The sequence below is a fragment of the Shinella sp. 838 genome, from assembly GCF_029623935.1.
Taxonomy (GTDB): Bacteria; Pseudomonadota; Alphaproteobacteria; order Rhizobiales; family Rhizobiaceae; genus Shinella.
Genome location: NZ_JARSBQ010000004.1, coordinates 140,334 through 160,289, shown reverse-complemented (window position 1 = coordinate 160,289; position 19,956 = coordinate 140,334). Strand labels below are relative to the sequence as shown.

Sequence of the window (19,956 nt, the reverse complement as noted above, 5' to 3'; positions counted from 1 at the left end):
CTCTCTGCCGACCGGCCGGGGAAACCCTGGCCGGTCTTCTCCTATATCCGGCGGCCGCTAGGCTCGGGAGTTGTCCGTCACCGTATAGACGCGCAGGCGATGGCCATCGGGATCGACGGCGACAAAGCTGCGGCCGAAGTCGAGATCGGTCGGCGGCATCAGGATGTCGGCGCCTCTCTCCCGCCACGCGGCATGACGGCGATCGACCTCTTCCACGGTCTCGACCGTGAAACCGATCTCGCTTCCGCCACCGGCCGCTGCCGGAGCCGGCGCCACGCCCTCCCTGCCCCACAGGCCGAGACCGAGGCCGGACGGCAGCACGAAAATCGCGAAGGTCGCGCTCGCCTCCACCGGCTCCTGGCCGAGAAGACGTGCATAATAGCGGGCACTTACCGCTGCATCCGCCACATAGAGAAGAACGCTGTTGATGTTGCTCATCGGAGCCTCCTGTCGTTGAAAGACAGGAAACAGCTACCATCCCCTGCTGCCAGTTTATGGCAGCAGCATGCGCTGCTGCGGAATGTTTTCCGCCTCGCGCCATGCCCGCAACAGGGCCTGACGGCGCCTGGGATAGCGGTCGTCTAACACCTCAACCGCATCGATCCGGTCGGTGCGGAAATGCCGGAAGGCCTCGCGCAGCTCGCACCATCCGATCACCACCCGCGCATGGTCGAAAAAGGAGAGCGCGAAGGGCCAGATCACGCGAGCCGACGCCGTGCCCTCCGCCGAGCGATAGGTGATGGAAAGCCTGCGCTCCGTGCGGATCGCCTGCCGCAGGACGGCAAGGTCCACCGAACTTGCCGGAAGCGCATTCCCCGGACCGACGAGCAGCGGCGATGCCTCCAGCGTCTCGCGCAGTTCAGGCGGCAGCACTGCCGATATCCGGGCCAGCGCGTTGCGGGCGGCATCCTGCAGCGGGTCGTCGCCGCGGTTCGCCACCCAGCGGGCGCCAAGGACAAGAGCCTCGATCTCCTCCGGCGAGAACATCAGCGGCGGCAGGAGAAAGCCGGGCTTCAGAACATAACCCAGTCCCGCCTCCCCCTCGATGCCGGCGCCCTGCGCCTGGAGGCTGGCAATGTCGCGGTAGAGCGTGCGCAAGCTGACGCCCGTCTCCTCCGCCAGAACCCGCCCGCTCACCGGCCGGCGATGACGGCGGAGGGCTTGCAGGAGAGCGAAGAGGCGTTCGGAGCGGGACATGCCGGCACTCTATACGCACCCGCCGCTGCCAGAAAGCGGCAGCAGGGTGCTATGCGCGCGCTTCGCCACCCAGCAGGCGCTGCGCGATGCCGGCAAACAGCGCGACGCCAGTTTCGAGCGATGCCTCGTCGATATCGAAATCAGCAGCGTGGTGCACGGCTGGTATATCGCTGCCGATGATGCAATAGGCGGCCGAGCCGCCGTTCTCCCGCACATGGCGGATCATCAGGCAGGCATCGTCGCCACCCCCGATCGACCATTCCGGCAGCACCTCGGTGACGCCGGGCAGGCCACGCGCCACGTCGGCGATGAGGTCGGTGGCGTTCCGGCTGTTCTCGTTGCCGGGCATGTGGTTCTTGCGCACGATATCCACGCCGCATTGCTGCATGGCGGCGGCGCCCTCGATGACCGCGTGCAGCCGCTCGACCATGTAGTCGTGCGCCGCACGGTCGTCGGCCCGCACCTCCACCAGCATCTCGCAGGTGTCGGCCACGATGTTGAAGGCCGTACCGGCGCGCAGAACGCCGACATTGACGAAGGTTTCCGCACCGGCAAAACGCGAAATGCCGTGCAAGCCGAGCGCCGCCGAGGCCCCGGCCAGCAGCGCGTTGCGCCCCTCCTGCGGCCCCATCGCCGCATGGGCGACAGCCCCGCGGAACGTGACGACAAAGCGGCTGGAGAACAGGAAGCCGACAGCGCTGGCACCGATCCTGCCGGACGGCAACAGGCAGCCGAGATGGCCGACAAAGAGATGATCGACAGCGTCGACCGCGCCGCCCGCCACCATGGGCGCAGCACCGCGGGCGCTTTCCTCCGCCGGCTGGAAGATCAGGCGCAGAGTGCCGGAAAGTCCCTTCTCCGCGCAAAGCCGGCGGGCGAGCGCAAGGCCGATGCCGACATGGCCATCATGACCGCAAGCATGCATGCGGCCGGCAAAACGCGAGCGGTAGTCCTCCGCATTCGGCCGGTGCGTCTCGGCCCCGGTCTCGTTGACCGGCAGCGCATCCATGTCAAAGCGGAAGGCGACGATCGGCCCGTCGCCAAAACGATAGTCCGCGACGACCCCGGTAAGGCCTTCCGGCATACGGTCCATCCAGACGGGATCGCCGCCCGTGGCAAGAGCCGCCTGCTTTGCTGCCACCACCGCCTCGGCCGAGGGCGGATCGATGACGACGGCTGGATCCATCACGTCCCGGCCGGTGCGCACGGCAAAACCGAGATGGTCGAGATAGGCGGCAACGCGCGAGGCGGTACGGTATTCGAGGAAGGCCGTTTCCGGATGGCGATGCAGGTCGCGGCGCACGGTGACGGCGGGCGCATTGCTGGTGGCGATCATCTCGGCAAGGGTCATGGTGGTTCCTGTCAGTTTAGCCGCGGCTGGCAAGGGAAACGCCGAGCGTGGCGATGCAGAGGCCGGCAATCTGGACCAGGGTGAGGCTTTCGCCAAAACCGATCCAGGCCATCAGGGCCGAGACGCCGGGCACGAGGAAGAAGAGCGACGACACCTTGGACAGTGCGCCCTGGCGGATCATGTGCAGGAGCAAGAGGATCGCCCCGAGCGACATGCCGAAAACCGACCAGGCAAGGCCGATCCACAACGGCACCGCCGTCGTATCGAAGGCCGGCCCGCCGACGAAGGGCACGAGGATCGCCGTCGGCACCAGCGCGCCGATATATTGCGCGGCTGTGTTGGTCAGCGGATCTGCGGTGATCTTCGTACGCTTCACCAGGATGGAGCCGGTGGTAATGGCGAGCACGCCCGCAAGGCAGACGAGAAGCGGCACGAGAGGAATGCCGCCGGCATCCGTCGCGCCGAGCTTCGGCGCCAGGGTGACCAGCGTGCCGATGGCGCCGATGACGATGCCGATGGCGCCGCGCCGCGACATGCGCTCACCGAGCAGCCGGCCGGCCAGCAACGTCACGAGCAGCGGCTGCATGCCCGCCATCAGCGCGGAAATCGCCGTCGGCAGGCCGTTTGCCACCGACCAGAAGACACCACCGAGATAAAGGCCGTGGATCAGCACGCCGGCGAGCAGCGCCTGTCGCCATTCCTGCGCCGCGCGCGGCCAGCGGGCCCTCTTCCAGAGCGCGATGGCGGCGAGTGCCAGAAAGGCAAGACAGAAGCGCACGGCAAGGAAGGTCAGCGGCTCCGCATGGGGCGCGACGAGCCGCGCCAGCACGAAGCCGCTCGACCAGAGCGGCACAAAGATCGCCGGCAGCAAGAGACCGGTGCTGACCGATGGAGCGGTGGTGTTGGCGGATGCGTTCACGGAAGGCCCCGAATGCTCAAGACCGGGTTTTCGAGCAGCACGCCGGTCGTGCCATCGGCGATGCCGCGGTCGGTCTGGTGCGGGCCGGCATTGCAGGCGAGCGTCGCGCCGAAGACGGCCTTGAACACCAGGTAGGGCGGTTGCCAGTCGACGATGCCATCGGCCGCGGTGCGCAGCGCCGAGAAGGCGGCGGCCACGTCCTCAAGCGGCGCATCGGAAATCAGGCCGGAGAGCGGCAGCGCGAGCAGCGCCAGCACCTTGCCCTCCGCCGCTACGGCCATGCCGCCGCCGGCGGCAATCACCGCATTGGCCGCCACGGCCATGTCCCGCGCATTGCTACCGAAGACCGTGAGGTTATGGCTGTCATGCGAGACGGTGGTGGCAAGCGCGCCGCGCCAGTCACCCCAGCCGGACAGGAGGCCGACGCGAGGGCGTGCATCCGTCTTGCCGTGCCGATGTGCCACCGCGATCAGCGTGGTTCCGGCGGGCGGAACGACAAAGCCGTTCTCGACCTTCGCGACGGCCTCGCCCCATTCGGTGAAGCGCGGTTTGGCGATCAGGGCGACGGTCGCCTCGCTGCCCGCACAGGGAATACGGAAATCATCGTCCACGAGCGGCGCAAGATGCATGGAGCCGCGAAGCGGCGCCGCGTCGATTTCCTGTGCCGCTTCGATGAGGGCACCATCGCGAGCAGCAAGACGCCCGCTGCAAAAGACCCGTTTCGCTTGAAAATCGGCAAGATCCCGGAACAGCACGATGTCGGCCCGGCGGCCGGGAGCGATGAGGCCGAGATCGTCGCGGCGGATGCGGCGGGCAGCGTTCAGCGTGGCGGCCTGCAAGGCCCATTCCGGCTTCATGCCGTAGCGCACGAGGCGGCGCACCACGTCGTCGAGGCCGCCGGCGGAAAAAAGGTCGTCCGGGAAGACGTCGTCGGTGCACAGCGTCACCGTCTGCGGGAAGTGGGGCAGCGCGTTGAGGGCCGCGACGCATTCGGGCAGAAGGTGATCGTGCGAGCCGCGCAATTCGATGGTGAGGCCGGCGCGCAGTTTCTGCACGAGGTCCTCACCGGACACGATCTCATGATCGGAGCTGATGCCCGACGTCACGAAAGCCTGCAGATTGGCACCGCCCAGGCTGCGCGCATGGCCATGGATCGGCTTGCCGGACCGGCGGCCGGCAGCGAGGATGGCGCTCATGCGTGCCCTCCCCTCGATGACGGCGCGCATGTCCATCACCTCGGCAATGCCGCCGATCTCCGGGCGGGCGAGCAGTGCGGCGATGGTTTCCGCGGGAAAATCAGCGCCTGCCATTTCCAGATCCGGCGCGGACGGCACGCAGGAGGGTGCAAGCAGCACATGGCGCTGCGCCAGCGCGCCGGCTGCCTCCGCCGCCCAGTCGACACCGGCAACACCGTGCACATTGCCGAGCTCGTGTGGATCCCAGACAAGCGTGGTGACGCCGCGCGGCAGCGTCGCCGCGGCATAGGCCGCGGGGGTGATCATCGAGCTTTCGACATGCATATGCGTATCGATGAGGCCGGGTGAGACGAAGAGCCCGGTGGCGTCGACTGTCTCCGCCGCATCCTGCCGGGCATCCGGCGCATGAACGCTCGCAATCAGCGGGCCGACGAGGCCGATATCGGCAGGGCGGCACTCGCCCGTCACCATGTCGACCAGCGTGCCGCCACGGATGAGGATATCGAAGGCGCGGTCGCCGCGGGCCGCCGCGACGGCGTTTTCCCTCAGGGTCTCGTCGTCGAGGTCGCAAGCGTCGGTCCGGCCGGTCATCGCTGCGCCTCCGCAGTCAGCGCGCCAAGGATGACCGCACGCGCGGCATCCACGTCGATATCGGAGACGAAGGCGGCATTGCGTCTTGCCGCGGCGGCGCGAACATCCACAACCGTGCGTCCACGGGTCAGCATTCCGGACAGTTCCACGTCGATGCGGGCAGCAGTAAAGGTCACCAGCTCCGGTCGCACGAAGACGACGGCAGCGCAAGGGTCGTAGATGGCCATGCCGGGACGGCCACGGCTTGTCCCGATGGAGATGTATCCGGCAAGAAGATCGGCCAGAAGGTCGGCATTCCGCCCGCCTGCGGTGCGGACCGGCGCGGCGTCGTCCGGAAAGGCGACGACCTTGCGGCAGAGGTCGAGATCGACCATGCGCAGCGGCAGGCCATGGGCGAGCACGATGGCGAGCGCTTCCGGGTCGGCGAAGGCGTTGAATTCGGCCGAGGCCGTGTGGTTGCCGGCGGTGACGCCGCCGCCCATCCAGGTAAGATCGTCGATCTTCTTCGCCAGATCCGGCCGGGCGAGCGCCAACGCGGCGATGTTGGTGAGCGGGCCGAGGGCAAGGATGCGGCGCGGGCTTTCCGTCGTCTCCAGCCAATGGCAGAGGGCGGAGAAGGCATCGCTCTCCGGTGGCAGAGGTACTGGCGGCAGACTGCGGCCGGCGGTCAGCATGCCGGCTTCGGAAAGGATGTTCTCCGCGGTTTCGAGGCGGCCCAGGACCGGCAGGGACCGGCCGTCGTGGAGGGGAAAGCTCCAGCCGAAGGCTGCGGCAGCCGAGGCCGCATTCTGCCGCACCTGCGCAAAGCCGGAATTGCCGAAGACCAGCGATATGCCGTCGATGGGCTCCCTCGCATGCGCCACCACGAGGATGGCGGCGATGTCGTCGAACCCCATATCCGTATCGATCCAGACGCCCATCGCCGTCACGCGAAACGCTGGAGGGGCGCGGCCGCCTTCAGCGGCAGGTCGAAGGCGAGGTCAGCACCGAGCGCATGGACCGGCAGCGCGGCACTGACCTCGGCCGTGATGGGGCCGAGCGGCGTGTCGAGCAGGTATTCGCGCAGATTGCCCGTGAAGGAAACGCTCTTCACCTTGCCCTTGAACGGGCCGGCATCGAGCACGACGCCTGCGGGGCGCCAGGCAAGACCCGCGGCATTGCCGGGCAGCGTCTCGGCAAGCGCGGTCGCGCCCGCGGGCGTAGCAAGCTTGCCGTCCTTCAGCGCGAAGACATTTTCGAATCCGACGAAGTCGGCGACGAAGGAAGAGACGGGGTTGTTGTAGATTTCCTCGGGCGTGCCGATCTGCTCGACCAGGCCGTCACGCATCACGACGATGCGGTCGGCGAGCGACAGGGCTTCGGCCTGGTCGTGGGTGACGAAGATCATCGTGACCCCGGTCTCCTTCTGCACGCGCTGCAGCTCGGCGCGCATTTCGACGCGCAGGCGCGCATCGAGATTGGAGAGAGGCTCGTCGAGCAAGAGCACCTTCGGCTCCATGACCATGGAACGGGCGAGCGCCACGCGCTGCTGCTGGCCGCCGGAAAGTTCCGTCGGCTTGCGGCCGGAGAAGGCGGAAAGGCCGACCGACTTCAGGCCGGCGGTGACACGCGCCTCGATGTCGGCGGCCGGCATGCGCTTCAAACGCAGACCGAAGGCGACGTTTTCGAAAACGGTCAGATGCGGGAAGAGCGCGTAGGACTGAAAGACCAGGCCGACATTGCGCTTGTTGGCGGAAACGCGGGTGATGTCCGTGCCGTCGAGCGTGATGCGACCGGAGGTCGGCGTCAGGAGGCCGGCGATCGAGCGCATGGTCGTCGTCTTGCCGCAGCCGGACGGGCCGAGAAAGGCGACGAGTTCGCCCTTCCTGATGTCGAGGTTGAATTTGTCGACGGCGATCGAATTGCCGTAGGAGAGCGTCAGGTTTTCGAGGGAGAGGAAAGCGCGATCAGACATAGCGGGAGAATCCAAGGAAGCGTTCTGCGAGGAAGACGATGCCGATCGACATCAGGGCCAGAAGGGCCGACAGCGCAGCGACGGAGGGATCGTAGGTGGTTTCCATGTAGGAGAGCATGTCGATGGGCAGCGTGCGCACGCCAGGACCGGACAGGAACAGCGAGACAGGCACCTGGTTGAAGCTCGTTACGAAGCCGAGGATGAAGGCGGCGAGAATGCCCGCCCGGATATTCGGCAGCACCACCATGAAGAAGGCGCCGAGACGGGTGGCGCCGAGCAGCACCGCCGCCTCCTCCATGTCGGAGCGCAGGTTGTTGAAGCTGGAGGAGACGACACGCACCGTATAGGGCAGCACGAGGGCCGTATGGGCAAGGAACAGCGCAACGCCGATCGAGAAACTGAAGGGCACGACGAGATAGCGCAAGAGCGCGAGACCGACGATGATGCCGGGCACGATGATCGGCAAGGTAACGATGGTGTTGATCGTCTCGCCGAAGGGCAGCTTGTAGCGCGACAGCGCATAGGCCGCCGGCACGCCGAGCAACAGCGCAACGAAGGTGCCGCCGACGGCGAGGATCATCGACATGATGAAGCTGTCGCGGAAACTCTCGACGGTGAAGACCTTCAGCACCCATTTGAGCGACAGGCCCTGCGGCGGGAAGGCAAGCGTATCGCCGGCCGAAAGCGAGGCGGCGACGATGATCAGGAACGGACCGATCAGGAAGACGATCAGCGCGGTGAGGATGGTGAAGGACAGCGTGCGGTTCATCGCTTGTTCCTCGCGGTGGCGAGCCGTTTCAGGAGAAGGTTCGCGGCAAAGCACATGGCGATCAGGATGAAGGCGATGACGCTTGCGGAGACGAAGTCGTTGGCGACGGTGACGCGCTGGAAGAGCAGCGTCTCCAGCATCAGCACCTTGGAGCCGCCGAGGATGGCGGGCGTGATGTAGGCCGTCAGCGAACCGGTGAAGACCAGAGTGCCGCCGACAACGAGGCCTTCGCGCGTCAAGGGCAGGATGACCTTCCAGAACACCTGGAACCAGTTGGCGCCGAGCACCCGGGCGGCGAGGATGGCATCCTTGGGCATGTTTTCCAGCGCGCTGATCAGCGACAGGATCATCAGCGGCAGGAAGAGCTGCAGGAGGCCGATAAAGACGGCCGTCTCGGTAAAGAGCAGGCGGATCGGCTCGTCGCTGAGGCCGACGGCCTGCAGCGCCTGGTTGACGATGCCGGTGCGGCCGAGGATGACGATCCAGGCATAGGTGCGCGCGACCGGCGAGATCATCAGCGGCAGCGAGATGAAGCCGATCATGCGCCCCTTGCCGGAGGCGCTGAGATTGACGATCGCAAAGGCGGCGGCATAACCGATGAGGGCGGACGCCACCGTCACGGCGATGCCGAGCTTGAACGTGCGCAGCAGAACCAGCCTGTTCAGTGGCTCGGAGAAGAAGTTGGTATAGGCCGAGAAGGTCCAGCCGGCCGGGCTGCGAAAGCCCTCCGCCAGCACGATGACCACAGGCACCAGGAAGATGACGGTCGCAAAGACGGCGGCCGGCAAGGCCAGCGCCAGGGCTTCAGCGCGATTTTGAAACATGCGTGCTCCTGCCGAAAAGAGGGCAGCGGTTCGGGGTGATGGGAAGCGCAGAGGAATTCCCCCTGCCTGCCGGCATCTCCCCACGAGGGGGAGCGGTCGCGTATAGAGATTGCCCCTCATCCGGCCTGCCGGCCACCTTCCCCCCGCAAGCGGGGGCGAAGGAGATATGCCGTGCCGGCTTGCCCAATTCCTCAACGGTTCGTAGGGCAAGTCCCCTCTCCCCGCTTGCGGGGAGAGGGTGAGGGACAACTTAGTGCGATCGCCTTCGGTTCAGAACGCCTTTTACTGCGCGACCGTCGCGTTCCACTCGGCAAGCCACTTCTCACGGTAGTCGAGGGTGGTGGCGGCCGGCAGGAAGGTCAGCTTGTTGGCGACGTCGGCGCCGTAGGTCAGCTTTTCGGCGATCTCGGGCGCGACGACGACTTCCTTGTTCGCCGGGCTGTCGATCAGCATTTCGGCGATCTTGGTCTGCATCGGCGTCGAAAGCCAGAAATCCATGAACTTCAGGGCCAATTCCTGGTTCTTGGAGCCCTTGACGAGCACCATGGCGTTCATATCGCCGGCGTCGCCTTCCTTGGTAGCGGCCCAGCCGATCGGCAGGTCCAGCTTCGAGATGCCGGCCCAGGAGAAGTGCCCCATCGGCGCGGCCCAGATCTCTTCCTGCTGCATGAGTTGCACGAGCTGCGAGCTCTTGACGTAGAAGGTGACGAACTCGTCGCGCTTCTCGCCGACGGCGGCCATGGCATCCTTGAGATCGGGTGAATCCTTGCCGAGCGCCTTGCCGATCATGTTCAGCACCGGTCCACCCTGGTTGGTGGTGATGTTCGGCAGGGCGACATGGCCGGCATAGTCGTCCTTCAGGAGATCCGCCCAGGATTCGATCTTCATCTTGTCGGTGCGGTAGGCGATGCCGGTCTTGTAGATCGTGTAGCCGACGCTCATGCCGTCGCCGTTCGGGTCCTTGGCGAAATCATAGAGCTTGTCGTAGTTGGAAAGCTTCGTCGTATCGATCTTGTCGGTCAGGCCCTTGCGCGCGGCGGAAAGCGCATCGGCAAGCGAGAAGACGGCCATGTCGATGACCGGAGCGTCCTTGTTGGCGTCCAGCTTGGCCAGGCGCTCGATGCTGTTGCCGGTCTCGACGACCAGCTTGCAGCCGCATTCGGCCTCGAAAGGCTTGTAGAGCGCCTCGGTAAACTCCTCCTGGACGAAGCCATAGACGGAAATGGTCAGCGTCTGCTCCTCGGCGGATGCGAGCGCACCGCTCATGAGCCAGAAGACGCTGGCGGCCAGTACTTTCTTATGCATGCGGGGACTCCTCCTCAAAAAAACCGGCAGATGGCGCGGGACCACTGGAACGGCGGATGACAAGCTCCATCGGCACGGCGGCCTTGCGAGCGGTGACGGGCGGGCTCGGCGTGTCGTCCGAGGCCTCGCGGGACTGGATCGCCTCAACCAGCGCATCGAGCGCCAGCGTCGCGATTTCCGGCATGTTCATCTTCACGGTCGTCAGCGGCGGCGAGATGAAGGACGACCATTGCAGATTGTCGAAACCGGTGATGCTGGCCTCCGCCGGAATGGCGATGCCGGCCGATTGCAGCTCGGTGAGCGCACGCAGTGCGTGGGGATCGGAGACGCAGGCGAAGGCGGTAAAGCCCCGCTTCCGCCAGCCTGCAAGCCCGAGCGCACAGCCCTTGCCGTGCCGGGCCTCCAGTTCGACGATCCAGATGGTCTCCGTCCTGATGCCCGACAGCGCGGAACGCATGCCATTGATACGAGCGTTCTGCACATTCGAGCTCGGATCGTCACCGATCAGAAGGATCCTGCTGTGGCCGAGCGCAGCAAGATGGCCGGCAGCCTCCGCGCCGCCGGCGAAATGATCCGCCGAGACGGTGTTGCGCGGGGTCGTCGGCGTGTCGATGATCGCAATGGGGCAGCGCGTTTCCGGCACCGTCGTGCCGCGGCGGGGAACGATGACGATGCCGTCCACCCCGCGCTCGATGAGCTGGAAGATCGCCTTGTCCTGCGCGGCGATCTCGTCGCGCGAGTTGGCGATCAGCACGCCGTAGCCCGCCCCCGTCGCCACGCGCTCGATTTCCTGCGCGATTTCCGGATAGAGCGGATTGCCGATATCGGGCAGGACGAGGCCGAGAACGCCGCTGCGGCCGGTGCGCAGGGCTCTGCCCGCCTGGCTCGGCACATAGCCCAATTCGTCCGCCGCATCGCGGATGCGCTTGGCAAGTTCCGGCGATAGCCGCCCCTTGCCCGACAGCGCATTCGATACCGTCGCAATCGACACCCCAAGGTGGCGCGCCAGTTCCGAAAGGTTGGGTCGCGAAGGCTTCACGGCTGGTCACCGACATGATTAAACGTTTAATCACATTAGCACAGTTTAAAACATTGTCAATCGGCGCCGTTTTTTGCCGGTGGAAAACAGCGGCCGGCGGCAGCGTTCCCGTGGAAAGCGACCGCCGGAAGCACACACCGTCAGTTTGATGACGCTGCAGCAAGCTGTTCAGAATCCAGAGGAAAAGCCGGGCGGCGAAGGCGCGTATAGGTCCTGCGCGCAAGATCCGGCGAGCTCAGCCCGCCAGCATCCGTCACGATCATGCGCGCGGCGATCGGCCCGAAGGCGCCCTTGAAATGCTGCATGGATTTCACCGCGAGGATCGCCCTTTTGGTCGGCTCTATGCCGACGGCGCGGAAGATGTTCTTGTCCAGCATCTGCATGCGCTCGGAAACGATCATGATATCGAGCCCATCGACGCGCAGGCAAACACTCGTGCCGCAGGTGCCGGGCAGGCCGGTGAACATCGGCCCCTCGAAGACGAACCTGCCGTCGGTGATCGCCATCACCGTGCCGGTCACCGTCAGGGGACCGCCACCGACCGTCGGGTCCGTGCGCCCGCCAATCGTCACCGTGACCTTAGCCCCGACGCCAGCCTCTGCGATCTCGCGGACCGCATCGGGATCCAGCAACGCCCCGGCGGCGGCATCGGTGAGCTGCGCGTCCAGCATGGCGGCGATCAGCGCCGTGCAGTCGCTATAGGCGCCCGATCCGGGATTGTCGGAAAAATCCGCCACCACGACGATGCCGTCCCTGGGATCGGCGTCCGTCAGTTCCGCGATGCATGCCGAGAGCGGCACCGGCTGCGTCCACTCGTTGCGGTAGGACCAGATGGCCGCGCAGAGCCTTTCCCCGACGCCCTCCGCCGCTGCGACCGGCACGGTGGCGCTGTCATAGGTGACGACGACGCTTGGTCCGGCGGCCCAGACATCGGCATCGGTGAAGCCGGCATTGATCGAGACGACGAGCACGCCCGGCGCCGCTGCTTCCGCCGCCGCTTTTTCCAGTAGGCGGCACATCGGCCCGTTGTCCGTCGTGCGCCCGTCGTCGCAGCCGAGCAGCATGGGCGGGCGGCGGATGGTGAGCTTCGGCGCGATCTCGCCGGCCATCGCCCGGTGCAGCAGATCGCAGGCCTCGACGCCGACCTCCCGCATGTCGACATGCGGATAGGTGCGGAAGGAAACGGAGATCTGGGCAAGGTCCGCCAGGTCGTCGAAGATGTTGGCATGCAGGTCCAGCGTGATGGCAACGGGCACAGCATCGCCCACCACGGCACGAATTTCCCGCAGGAACTGGCAATCGCCATCCTCGTCCGTCTCCGTCACCATTGCGCCGTGCAGCGCCACGAAGATCCCGTCGAAGGGGCCGCTTTCCTTCAGCCGGCGCAGGCATTCCTGCGTGATCTCCGCGCGTGCCTCTTCAAGGATGATGCCGTTCGGTTCGGCATGGGCAGCGACGATGTAGACCGGCGTCCAGCCCCGCGCATGGGCAACCTCCATCGCTCCGCCCACTTCCGATCCCGTGCCCGCGAAGTTCTGCGGAATCTCGTCGCCCTTGAAGTAATGCGAGGCACGAAAATCGTCGATCCCGGTCCGCTTCAGCGTGAACGTGTTGGATTCGTTGATGAACTCTATGATGGCGACACGATAGGACATGAAATACCCTTCCCTGCCCGCAAGGGCAGACGATGAACTGGCGTGGAAAAATGCGGAATGCGGCCCGGTTTTCGAGGTGGCGCAAAGTTTCAGGAAGCCATGACGCCCCCGTCAGCTCTGCGCGATACGGCTGAGGAAACGTCGGGACCGCTCCTTCGCGTCGACGCCGAAGAACACGTCCGGCGGCGCCGCCTCGATGACTTCCCCCTTTTCCATGAACACGATGCGGTCCGCGACCTTGCGGGCGAAGCCCATTTCGTGGGTCACGCACAGCATCGTCATGCCCTCGGCGGCAAGCCCGGCCATCACCTCGAGCACTTCGGCGATCGATTCCGGATCGAGCGCGGAGGTCGGCTCGTCGAAGAGCATGATCTCAGGCCGGAGGCAGAGGCCGCGCGCGATGGCGACACGCTGCTGCTGGCCGCCGGAAAGCTGATGGGGATATTTGCCGGCATGGCCGTCCATGCGCACCCGCGCGAGCAGCGCCATGGCAAGCGCCTCCGCCTCTTCCTTCGCGACGCCATGTGTATGGATCGGCGACAGGGTGCAGTTGCCAAGCACGGTCAGGTGCGGGATCAGGTTGAAATGCTGGAAGCACATGCCGACCCGGTTGCGCACCGCGCGAATGGTCTTCGGCGTATCGTCGAGCAGGATGCCATCGACAGTCAGCCGGCCGGACTGGTGGGGTTCCAGCCGGTTGATACAGCGGATCAGCGTGGATTTTCCCGAGCCGGACGGACCGCACAGCACGATGCGCTCGCCGCGGGCGACCGAAAGGTCGATATCCTTCAGCACATGAAAGGCGCCGTAGAACTTGTTGAGCCGCTCGAAGCGGACGGCGGGCTGCTGCTGCATGAAGCTCTCCTACCGCGCGACCCAGGGCGTGCGCGCCTCGATCCGCCGCACGGCCCATTCGATGAGAAGGACAACGACCAGATAGTGCGCCGCCGCCACGTAATAGACGCCAAGGTCAAAGGTCTTCGAGAAGATGAACCGCGCCTGCCCCATCAGGTCGAAGACGGTAATGATGGCGACGAGCGAGGTGGACTTCAGAAGCAGGATCACCTCGTTGCCGAGCGCCGGCAGCGCCTTGGAAAGCGCGATCGGCAACAGCACCCGCCGGAAGGCCGTCCAGCGCGTCAGGTTGAGCGCCGCGTTGGTTTCAAGCACAGACTTGGAAATCGTATCGAGGCTGCCGCGGATGATCTCGGCCTGGTAGGCGGCGGTGTTGAGCACCAGAGCCAGAAGGCCGCAATAGGTGGCGTCACGGAAGAACCACCAGAGCCCCAACTGCCTGAGTTCACGGTTGAACTGGCCCACGCCGTAATAGATGAGGAACAACAGCACCAGGAGTGGCAGGCCGCGCAGCACGTTGACATAGCCGAGCGCAAGGAGGCCGAGCACGCCCCTGGAGCGCGAACGCGCCACGCCGATCGGCACAGCGAGGAAGAAGCCGATGACGACCGCCGAGACGGTGAGACCGATCGTGGTGAGGAGGCCGTCGCGCCAGAGCGGCAGATTGTCGAACCAGAGATCAAGCATGCGAGCCTCCGGCGGCGGAAAACCCGCGCGATGCCCGCAGCTCCAGTGCCTTCTGCGCCCGCGACGACAGGGTCACCAACGCGACATAGAGCACGCCGATGGCGAGATAGAACAGGAACGGTTCGCGCGTCGTGTTGATCGCCACGACGGCGACATGGGTGAGGTCGCTGAGCGCGATCACCGAAACGAGCGAGGTATCCTTCAAGAGGATCACCCAGAGATTGCCGAAGCCCGGCAGCGCATGGCGCCAAAGCTGCGGCAGGATCACCTTCTGGAACGCCCGCATGGGCGAAAGTCCCAGCGCCGCGGCCGCCTCGAACTGCCCGCGGCCCACCGCGTTCATCGCTGCACGCACGACCTCGCTGCCATAGGCGCTGATGACGAGGCTGAGCGCGACAAGCCCGGCGATGAAGGGGCTGATGGAGAAATCGCTTCCCGGCGATAGGCGCTGCGCCAGCCAGTTCAGCACCGCCTGGGCCTGGTAGTAGAGGATGAGAAGCGTCAGGATTTCCGGCAGGCTCTTGAAGAGAGTCGCATAGGCCTGCCCGAAGAGCCGCACCGGCGCCAAAGACGCGGTGCGTGCCCAATGCACGGCGAAGGACAGCGCGATCGCCACCGGAAAGGTGGCCAGCGCCAGCGCGAGGGTGACGGCAAGGCCCCGAAGGATCTCGTCGCCCCATCCGCCCGCGCCGAAGGCAAGAAGGGATAGCTGGTTCATGAACCTGTCCGGACAAGGGCTGACGGCGGGCGCAGCCCGGTTGCCGGGCTGCGCCAACGTTTCATGCGGTCAGGACCGGATTATTTTGCGAACAGCTCGCTCGCATTCTTCGGCTTCTGACGGATATCGAAGTCGAAGTATTTCTTGCGGATCGTCTCATAGGTGCCGTTGCCGACGAGGGTCGCCAGCGCCGCGTTCACGCGCTCGCGAAGGGCGTTGTCCTCCTTGCGGAAGGCAAGACCGGCGCCGAGCGTACCGTCCTGGAGGAACTCCTCGCCGACGAAGACGCAGCAGTCCTCGCCCTTGGCCAGCCAATCCGCGCTGGCGATCTTCGATTCCACCAGGAGGTCGAGGCGGCTGCTCTTCATGTCGAGGAAGGCCTCGCCCAGCGTCGGATAGAGCTTCACCTCATTGTCGGGGAAGAACTCCTTGAGCATGTCGGCCGCAATCGAGCCCGACTGCGTGCCGATCACCATGCCCTCGGCGGTGGCGGGCGTGACGTCCTTCAGGTCCAGGTCCTTCGACGCGACGAAACGCATGGCGTTGAAATAGTACGGCTCGGAGAAGCTTACCTGCTCCCGGCGCGCTTCCGTGATCGCCATCGACGAGGCGATGATGTCGAACTTGCTGGCCTGCAGCGCCGGAATGATACCGCTCCACTCGTTGGTGCTCCACACGCATTCCGCCTTCAGCTCCGCGCAGATCGCGTTGCCGAGATCGATGTCGAAGCCCTTGAGCTGGCCATCCTCGGCAACATAGTTGAAGGGCGGATAGGCACCTTCCGCACCCATGCGGATCGTCTCGGCTGCGGCCGATGCTGCCCCCGACAGGACGATCGCGACCGCCGTGCACGCATAGAGCGCCATTTTTCTCATCATCGTTCCCTCATCGTGTTGTGTCGCCGGATTGCCTCGCCCACAGCCCCACCTTCCAGCGCATGACACCGAAGTGAAGGCAACAACCTGAATTTTCCGGGTCTTGGCGAACGATACATCCGGTCGGTTTTCGTTCTGCCCTTGTAGGATTACTGTTGAGCCGACGCTGCAACAATGCAAAAGATATATTCCTAACTATTAGTTTTCCTCATGGTTCGATGACAGACAGGCACCACCGTCGACAACTCGCCAATCTGCGCGCATTGCGCGCCTTCGAGGCCGTGGGCCACCACCGCAGCTTCACGGCGGCGGCGAGCGAGCTTGCCGTCAGCCAGGGCGCCGTCAGCCATCAGATCAAGCAGCTGGAGGAGCGGCTCGGCCGCCGCCTTCTGGAGCGCAACTCGCGCGGGGTCAGCCTCACCTCGGAAGGCAGCCTGCTGCTCGACGTCTGCACACGCGCCTTCGAGGATGTCGCCAATGTGCTCTCGCTCATCGGCCAGGAGACCGAGGCGAAGATCCTGCGTATCCGCACTGGCCCCTTCTTCGCCATGGAGGTGCTGGTGCCCCGCATGGCGGGCTTCCTCGAACAGAATCCCGGCATCCAGCTCCATCTCAGCAATCTGGAGGAGCGCAGCGGCGCCGTCGAGCGTGAGGACGCCCAGATCAAGTACTGTGTCCATCCTCGGGCCGGAGACTATGCCGTCGAGGTGCTGCGCGAACGCCTTGTCCCCGTCTGCAGCCCGGCGCTGCTCGCCAGCGTCGCACAGGCCAGAGATCTCCTGTTCAGCCGCAGCGTCGCGCGCCTGCACTATCGCAACGCCAATGACTGGAAGAATTGGCTGACCCACAACAACCTGCAGGAGACGCAGACGAACGCCAATCTCTTCTTCGACGACCAGCATACGCTGCTTGCCGCTGCGCGCTCCGGCCACGGTATCGGCTTCTCGCACCGCGCCTTCGTCGAGGCCGACATTGCGCGCGGCACCCTGTGCGTGCTCTCGGAGGAGACCTTCCAGCCGGAGGAATCCTATAAATTCCTCTGTCCGAAGGAGAGTATCGAGGGCAACCCCGCCCTCGCCCGCTTCCGCGACTGGCTGCTGCAGGAAATCGAAACGGTGCGCTGACGTCAGAAGCTGGGCGGGCTGATCGCCCAGAGCACGACAGCCTCCCGGCTTCCAGGATTGCGGTAGCGGTGCGGCTCACCGGCGGAATAGGAGCAGCTGTCGCCCTCGCGCAGGTGGAAATGCCGTTCGCCGACCCACATCTCCAGTTCGCCTGTCACGACGAACCCGACGGCGTCACCCGCATGGGTGTAGCTTTCCGCGCTTTCGCTGCCCGGCGGCAGGCGGGTGTGAATCATCTCGAGCTGGAGGCTCATCTTCGGCGTCAGCAGTTCGTCGACGATGCCGCCGTCATACTGGATGCGCAGACGGTTGCCGCGGCGGATGACGTACCCCCGCTCGGCCTGCGGCACCGCCGCCGCACCGCCGAAAAACCATTGCACGGTGACCCCGAGACTGCGGGCAATACCGACCAGGGCCGGGATCGACGGGTAGGCAAGGTTGCGCTCGATCTGGCTGATATAGCCGGTCGAAAGGTCGCAACTTTCGGCCAACTGGGCGAGCGTCATACCCCGCCGCTTGCGCAAGCCGCGGATACGCTCGCCGAGCACCGGATCCTCGGCCACCGCGCCGCCCTGCCCTCCAAGAACATCCTCGTCCACCATCACCTCTTCCCTTTCCACGCGATACCGGCGCATGGCGGCAAGGTTGCCCAGAATAGAGCGCGTGGCAACAGATTTTGCCGTTAGTAAAAAACGTCGTCGATTTTTTACTTTGGATAAAATATAAGCACCTGGCTTCGCTCAATCAGGATGGGAGGACTGAATGATGGAGAATGCACGGACCGATCGCGCCATGCGCCACTGTCGCAAGAACGGGAGCGCAGCATGACTGAGTCCGCCGCCTTTCCGAACCTCTTCCAGCCGCTGACGATCCGCGGCGTGCGGCTGAAGAACCGCATCATGTCCACCGGTCACGACACGACGCTGCCGACCGATGGCCGCGTCAACGCGGCTCTCGTCGCCTACCACGAGGCCAGAGCCAAAGGCGGCGTCGGTCTTATCGTCTCACAGGTGGCCGGCGTGCACGAGACGGCGCGCTACACCTCGCACATGCTGATGGCGACGGACGACGGCTGCATTGAGGGCTATCGCAAACTGGCGGAAACCTGCCACGCCCAAGGCTGCGCGCTCTTCTCGCAGCTTTTCCATCCCGGCCGGGAGATCATGGAGGGCGGCGACGGCCTGCTGACGGCCGCCTATGCCCCCTCCGTCACGCCCAACGAGCGGTTTCGCGTCATGCCGCGCGCGCTCGACCAAGCAATGATCGACGAGATCGTCGCCGGCTATGGCGCGGCCGCCCGGCGCATGCTGGAGGCCGGTGTCGACGGCGTCGAACTGGTGGCGAGCCACGGCTACCTGCCGGCGCAATTTTTGAACCCGCGCGTCAACCGCCGCACGGATGCCTATGGCGGCGCGCTGGAAAACCGGCTGCGTTTTGCCGAGGAAGCGCTGAAGGCGATCCGCGCCGCCACATCGGAGGATTTTGTCGTCGGCCTGCGCATCAGCGCCGGGGACCGCGATGAAAACGGCCTCACCCCGGACGAGGCGCTCGACGGCTGCCGCCTGCTCGAACCGCTGGTCGACTATGTCAACGTCACCGCCGGCACCTCTGCCTCGCTCGGCGGCGCAGTGCATATCGTGCCGCCCATGGCCTATCGCAACGCGTACCTCTCCAGCGACGCCGCCCGCTTCCGCAAGGCGCTGAGCGTACCGGTCTTCGTCGCCGGCCGTATCAACCAGCCGCAGGAGGCCGAGGCTGTCATCGCCGAGGGCGCAGCCGATGTCTGCGGCATGACGCGCGCGCTGATCTGCGATCCCGAGATGCCGGCTAAGGCCGAAGAAGGCCGCACGGACGATATCCGTGCCTGCATCGCCTGCAACCAGGCCTGTATCGGCCATTTTCACCGCGGCGTGCCGATCTCCTGCATCCAGCATCCGGAGACCGGCCGGGAACTTGCCTTCGGCACGCTGACCCCGGCCGCCCGGCCGAAAAAGGTCATGGTGATCGGCGGCGGGCCGGGCGGCATGAAGGCCGCCGCCATCGCCGCCGCACGCGGCCATCAGGTCACGCTCTATGAAGCCGCAAACCAGCTCGGCGGGCAGGCCCTGCTCGCCCAGCAATTGCCGCGCCGCGCCGAATTCGGCGGCATCGTCACCAACCTGTCGCGCGAACTCGAACTGGCGCAGGTGCGCGTGGTCAAAGGCGTTCGCGTCGATGTGGCCCTTATCGAACAGGAAAGGCCGGACGCCGTCGTGCTCGCGACGGGCGCGAGCCCCTACCTGCCGGAAATCCCCGCCGACGACAGCGTGCAGGTGGTCGATGCCTGGCAGGTGCTGCGCCGCGAAGCCAAGACCGGCAGCCGCGTCGTCGTCGCGGACTGGCGCTGCGACTGGATCGGCCCCGGCATTGCCGAACTGCTGGTCAACGAGGGATGCAGCGTCGATCTCGCCGTCAACGGCACCCACCCCGGCGAGCTTCTGCCGCTCTATGTGCGCGACAACATCGCCGCTGAGCTGCACAGGAAGGGCGTTGGCATCACGCCCTATGCCCGGCTCTACGGCTGCGACGGCGGCACGGTCTACCTGCAACACACCGTCAGCGAACGGCCGATCCTCTTTGAGGAGGTGGATACGCTCGTCCTCTGTCTCGGGCATGCGCCAAACGACGCGTTGCGGACGATGCTGACTGGACTGGTGCCGGAGATCCATCTCATCGGAGACTGTCTGGCGCCACGCACCGCCGAAGAAGCCGTCTATGACGGATTAAAGGCTGGAACCGCTCTCTAAGTTGCCGTTTTGAAACGGCTTTGCTGCCGAACGCCCTTCCGCCAAGCAGATATCCGCCGAGGGCGGATCCCAGGCAATTCGGGAAAATCGTTGCACCTTGATTTTAGCAGT

The 19,956-nt window shown here is 65.4% G+C and carries 19 protein-coding genes; 2 read left to right on the top strand and 17 right to left on the bottom strand.

Annotated features, from left to right (window positions below; all coding sequences use genetic code 11):
• Positions 1 to 57: 57 nt before the first annotated feature.
• The 16 genes from P9A16_RS15365 to P9A16_RS15290 form a co-directional block, all read right to left on the bottom strand.
• Positions 58 to 438 (bottom strand): VOC family protein, encoded by a 381-nt coding sequence (locus P9A16_RS15365; protein ID WP_278025751.1) that lies wholly within the window; start codon positions 436 to 438, stop codon positions 58 to 60.
• A 54-nt stretch (positions 439 to 492) separates the two neighbouring features.
• Positions 493 to 1,197, bottom strand: a complete 705-nt coding sequence (locus tag P9A16_RS15360) for a helix-turn-helix transcriptional regulator (RefSeq protein WP_023513341.1) — start codon at positions 1,195 to 1,197, stop codon at positions 493 to 495.
• A 49-nt stretch (positions 1,198 to 1,246) separates the two neighbouring features.
• Complete coding sequence (locus tag P9A16_RS15355; protein WP_023513340.1) at positions 1,247 to 2,548, bottom strand: amidohydrolase; 1,302 nt, start codon at positions 2,546 to 2,548, stop codon at positions 1,247 to 1,249.
• A gap of 16 nt (positions 2,549 to 2,564) precedes the next feature.
• On the bottom strand, positions 2,565 to 3,467 hold the full coding sequence (locus tag P9A16_RS15350) for a DMT family transporter (RefSeq protein ID WP_023513339.1): 903 nt from the start codon (positions 3,465 to 3,467) through the stop codon (positions 2,565 to 2,567).
• The gene (locus P9A16_RS15345; RefSeq protein WP_023513338.1) at positions 3,464 to 5,254 is read right to left on the bottom strand and encodes an adenine deaminase; all 1,791 of its coding nucleotides are present in this window, start codon (positions 5,252 to 5,254) and stop codon (positions 3,464 to 3,466) included. The genes P9A16_RS15350 and P9A16_RS15345 overlap by 4 nt, the downstream gene beginning before the upstream one ends.
• Positions 5,251 to 6,174: a nucleoside hydrolase gene (locus P9A16_RS15340; RefSeq protein WP_023513337.1), complete on the bottom strand. Its 924-nt coding sequence runs from the start codon at positions 6,172 to 6,174 to the stop codon at positions 5,251 to 5,253. The genes P9A16_RS15345 and P9A16_RS15340 overlap by 4 nt, the downstream gene beginning before the upstream one ends.
• 5 nt (positions 6,175 to 6,179) lie before the next feature.
• A complete protein-coding gene (locus P9A16_RS15335) occupies positions 6,180 to 7,208 on the bottom strand; it encodes an ABC transporter ATP-binding protein (RefSeq protein ID WP_023513336.1) in 1,029 nt (342 codons plus the stop codon).
• A complete protein-coding gene (locus tag P9A16_RS15330; RefSeq protein WP_023513335.1) occupies positions 7,201 to 7,977 on the bottom strand; it encodes an ABC transporter permease in 777 nt (258 codons plus the stop codon). Before P9A16_RS15330 ends, P9A16_RS15335 begins: the two co-directional genes overlap by 8 nt.
• On the bottom strand, positions 7,974 to 8,801 hold the full coding sequence (locus P9A16_RS15325; protein ID WP_023513334.1) for an ABC transporter permease: 828 nt from the start codon (positions 8,799 to 8,801) through the stop codon (positions 7,974 to 7,976). Before P9A16_RS15325 ends, P9A16_RS15330 begins: the two co-directional genes overlap by 4 nt.
• Positions 8,802 to 9,083: 282 nt before the next feature.
• Complete coding sequence (locus P9A16_RS15320; RefSeq protein WP_023513333.1) at positions 9,084 to 10,106, bottom strand: ABC transporter substrate-binding protein; 1,023 nt, start codon at positions 10,104 to 10,106, stop codon at positions 9,084 to 9,086.
• Entirely contained in the window at positions 10,099 to 11,145 is a 1,047-nt protein-coding gene (locus tag P9A16_RS15315) for a LacI family DNA-binding transcriptional regulator (protein ID WP_023513332.1), read from the bottom strand. The genes P9A16_RS15320 and P9A16_RS15315 overlap by 8 nt, the downstream gene beginning before the upstream one ends.
• 140 nt (positions 11,146 to 11,285) lie before the next feature.
• Positions 11,286 to 12,800 (bottom strand): M81 family metallopeptidase, encoded by a 1,515-nt coding sequence (locus P9A16_RS15310; protein ID WP_023513331.1) that lies wholly within the window; start codon positions 12,798 to 12,800, stop codon positions 11,286 to 11,288.
• A 111-nt stretch (positions 12,801 to 12,911) separates the two neighbouring features.
• On the bottom strand, positions 12,912 to 13,655 hold the full coding sequence (locus tag P9A16_RS15305) for an amino acid ABC transporter ATP-binding protein (protein ID WP_023513330.1): 744 nt from the start codon (positions 13,653 to 13,655) through the stop codon (positions 12,912 to 12,914).
• Positions 13,656 to 13,664: 9 nt separating this feature from the next.
• On the bottom strand, positions 13,665 to 14,342 hold the full coding sequence (locus P9A16_RS15300; RefSeq protein WP_130514321.1) for an ABC transporter permease subunit: 678 nt from the start codon (positions 14,340 to 14,342) through the stop codon (positions 13,665 to 13,667).
• Positions 14,335 to 15,060: an ABC transporter permease gene (locus tag P9A16_RS15295; protein ID WP_023513328.1), complete on the bottom strand. Its 726-nt coding sequence runs from the start codon at positions 15,058 to 15,060 to the stop codon at positions 14,335 to 14,337. Before P9A16_RS15295 ends, P9A16_RS15300 begins: the two co-directional genes overlap by 8 nt.
• Positions 15,061 to 15,140: 80 nt before the next feature.
• Positions 15,141 to 15,938, bottom strand: coding sequence for a transporter substrate-binding domain-containing protein (locus P9A16_RS15290; protein WP_023513327.1), 798 nt, complete (start codon positions 15,936 to 15,938; stop codon positions 15,141 to 15,143).
• A gap of 215 nt (positions 15,939 to 16,153) precedes the next feature.
• Here P9A16_RS15290 and P9A16_RS15285 point away from each other — a divergent pair, with 215 nt between their 5' ends.
• Positions 16,154 to 17,059, top strand: coding sequence for a LysR family transcriptional regulator (locus tag P9A16_RS15285; protein WP_023513326.1), 906 nt, complete (start codon positions 16,154 to 16,156; stop codon positions 17,057 to 17,059).
• Between the two features lie 2 nt (positions 17,060 to 17,061).
• Here P9A16_RS15285 and P9A16_RS15280 read toward each other — a convergent pair whose 3' ends face one another.
• The gene (locus P9A16_RS15280) at positions 17,062 to 17,661 is read right to left on the bottom strand and encodes a helix-turn-helix domain-containing protein (RefSeq protein WP_024271202.1); all 600 of its coding nucleotides are present in this window, start codon (positions 17,659 to 17,661) and stop codon (positions 17,062 to 17,064) included.
• Between the two features lie 222 nt (positions 17,662 to 17,883).
• Between P9A16_RS15280 and P9A16_RS15275 the strand changes: the two genes are divergently transcribed.
• Positions 17,884 to 19,845, top strand: coding sequence for an oxidoreductase (locus P9A16_RS15275; protein WP_024271203.1), 1,962 nt, complete (start codon positions 17,884 to 17,886; stop codon positions 19,843 to 19,845).
• The last annotated feature ends 111 nt before the right edge of the window (positions 19,846 to 19,956 follow it).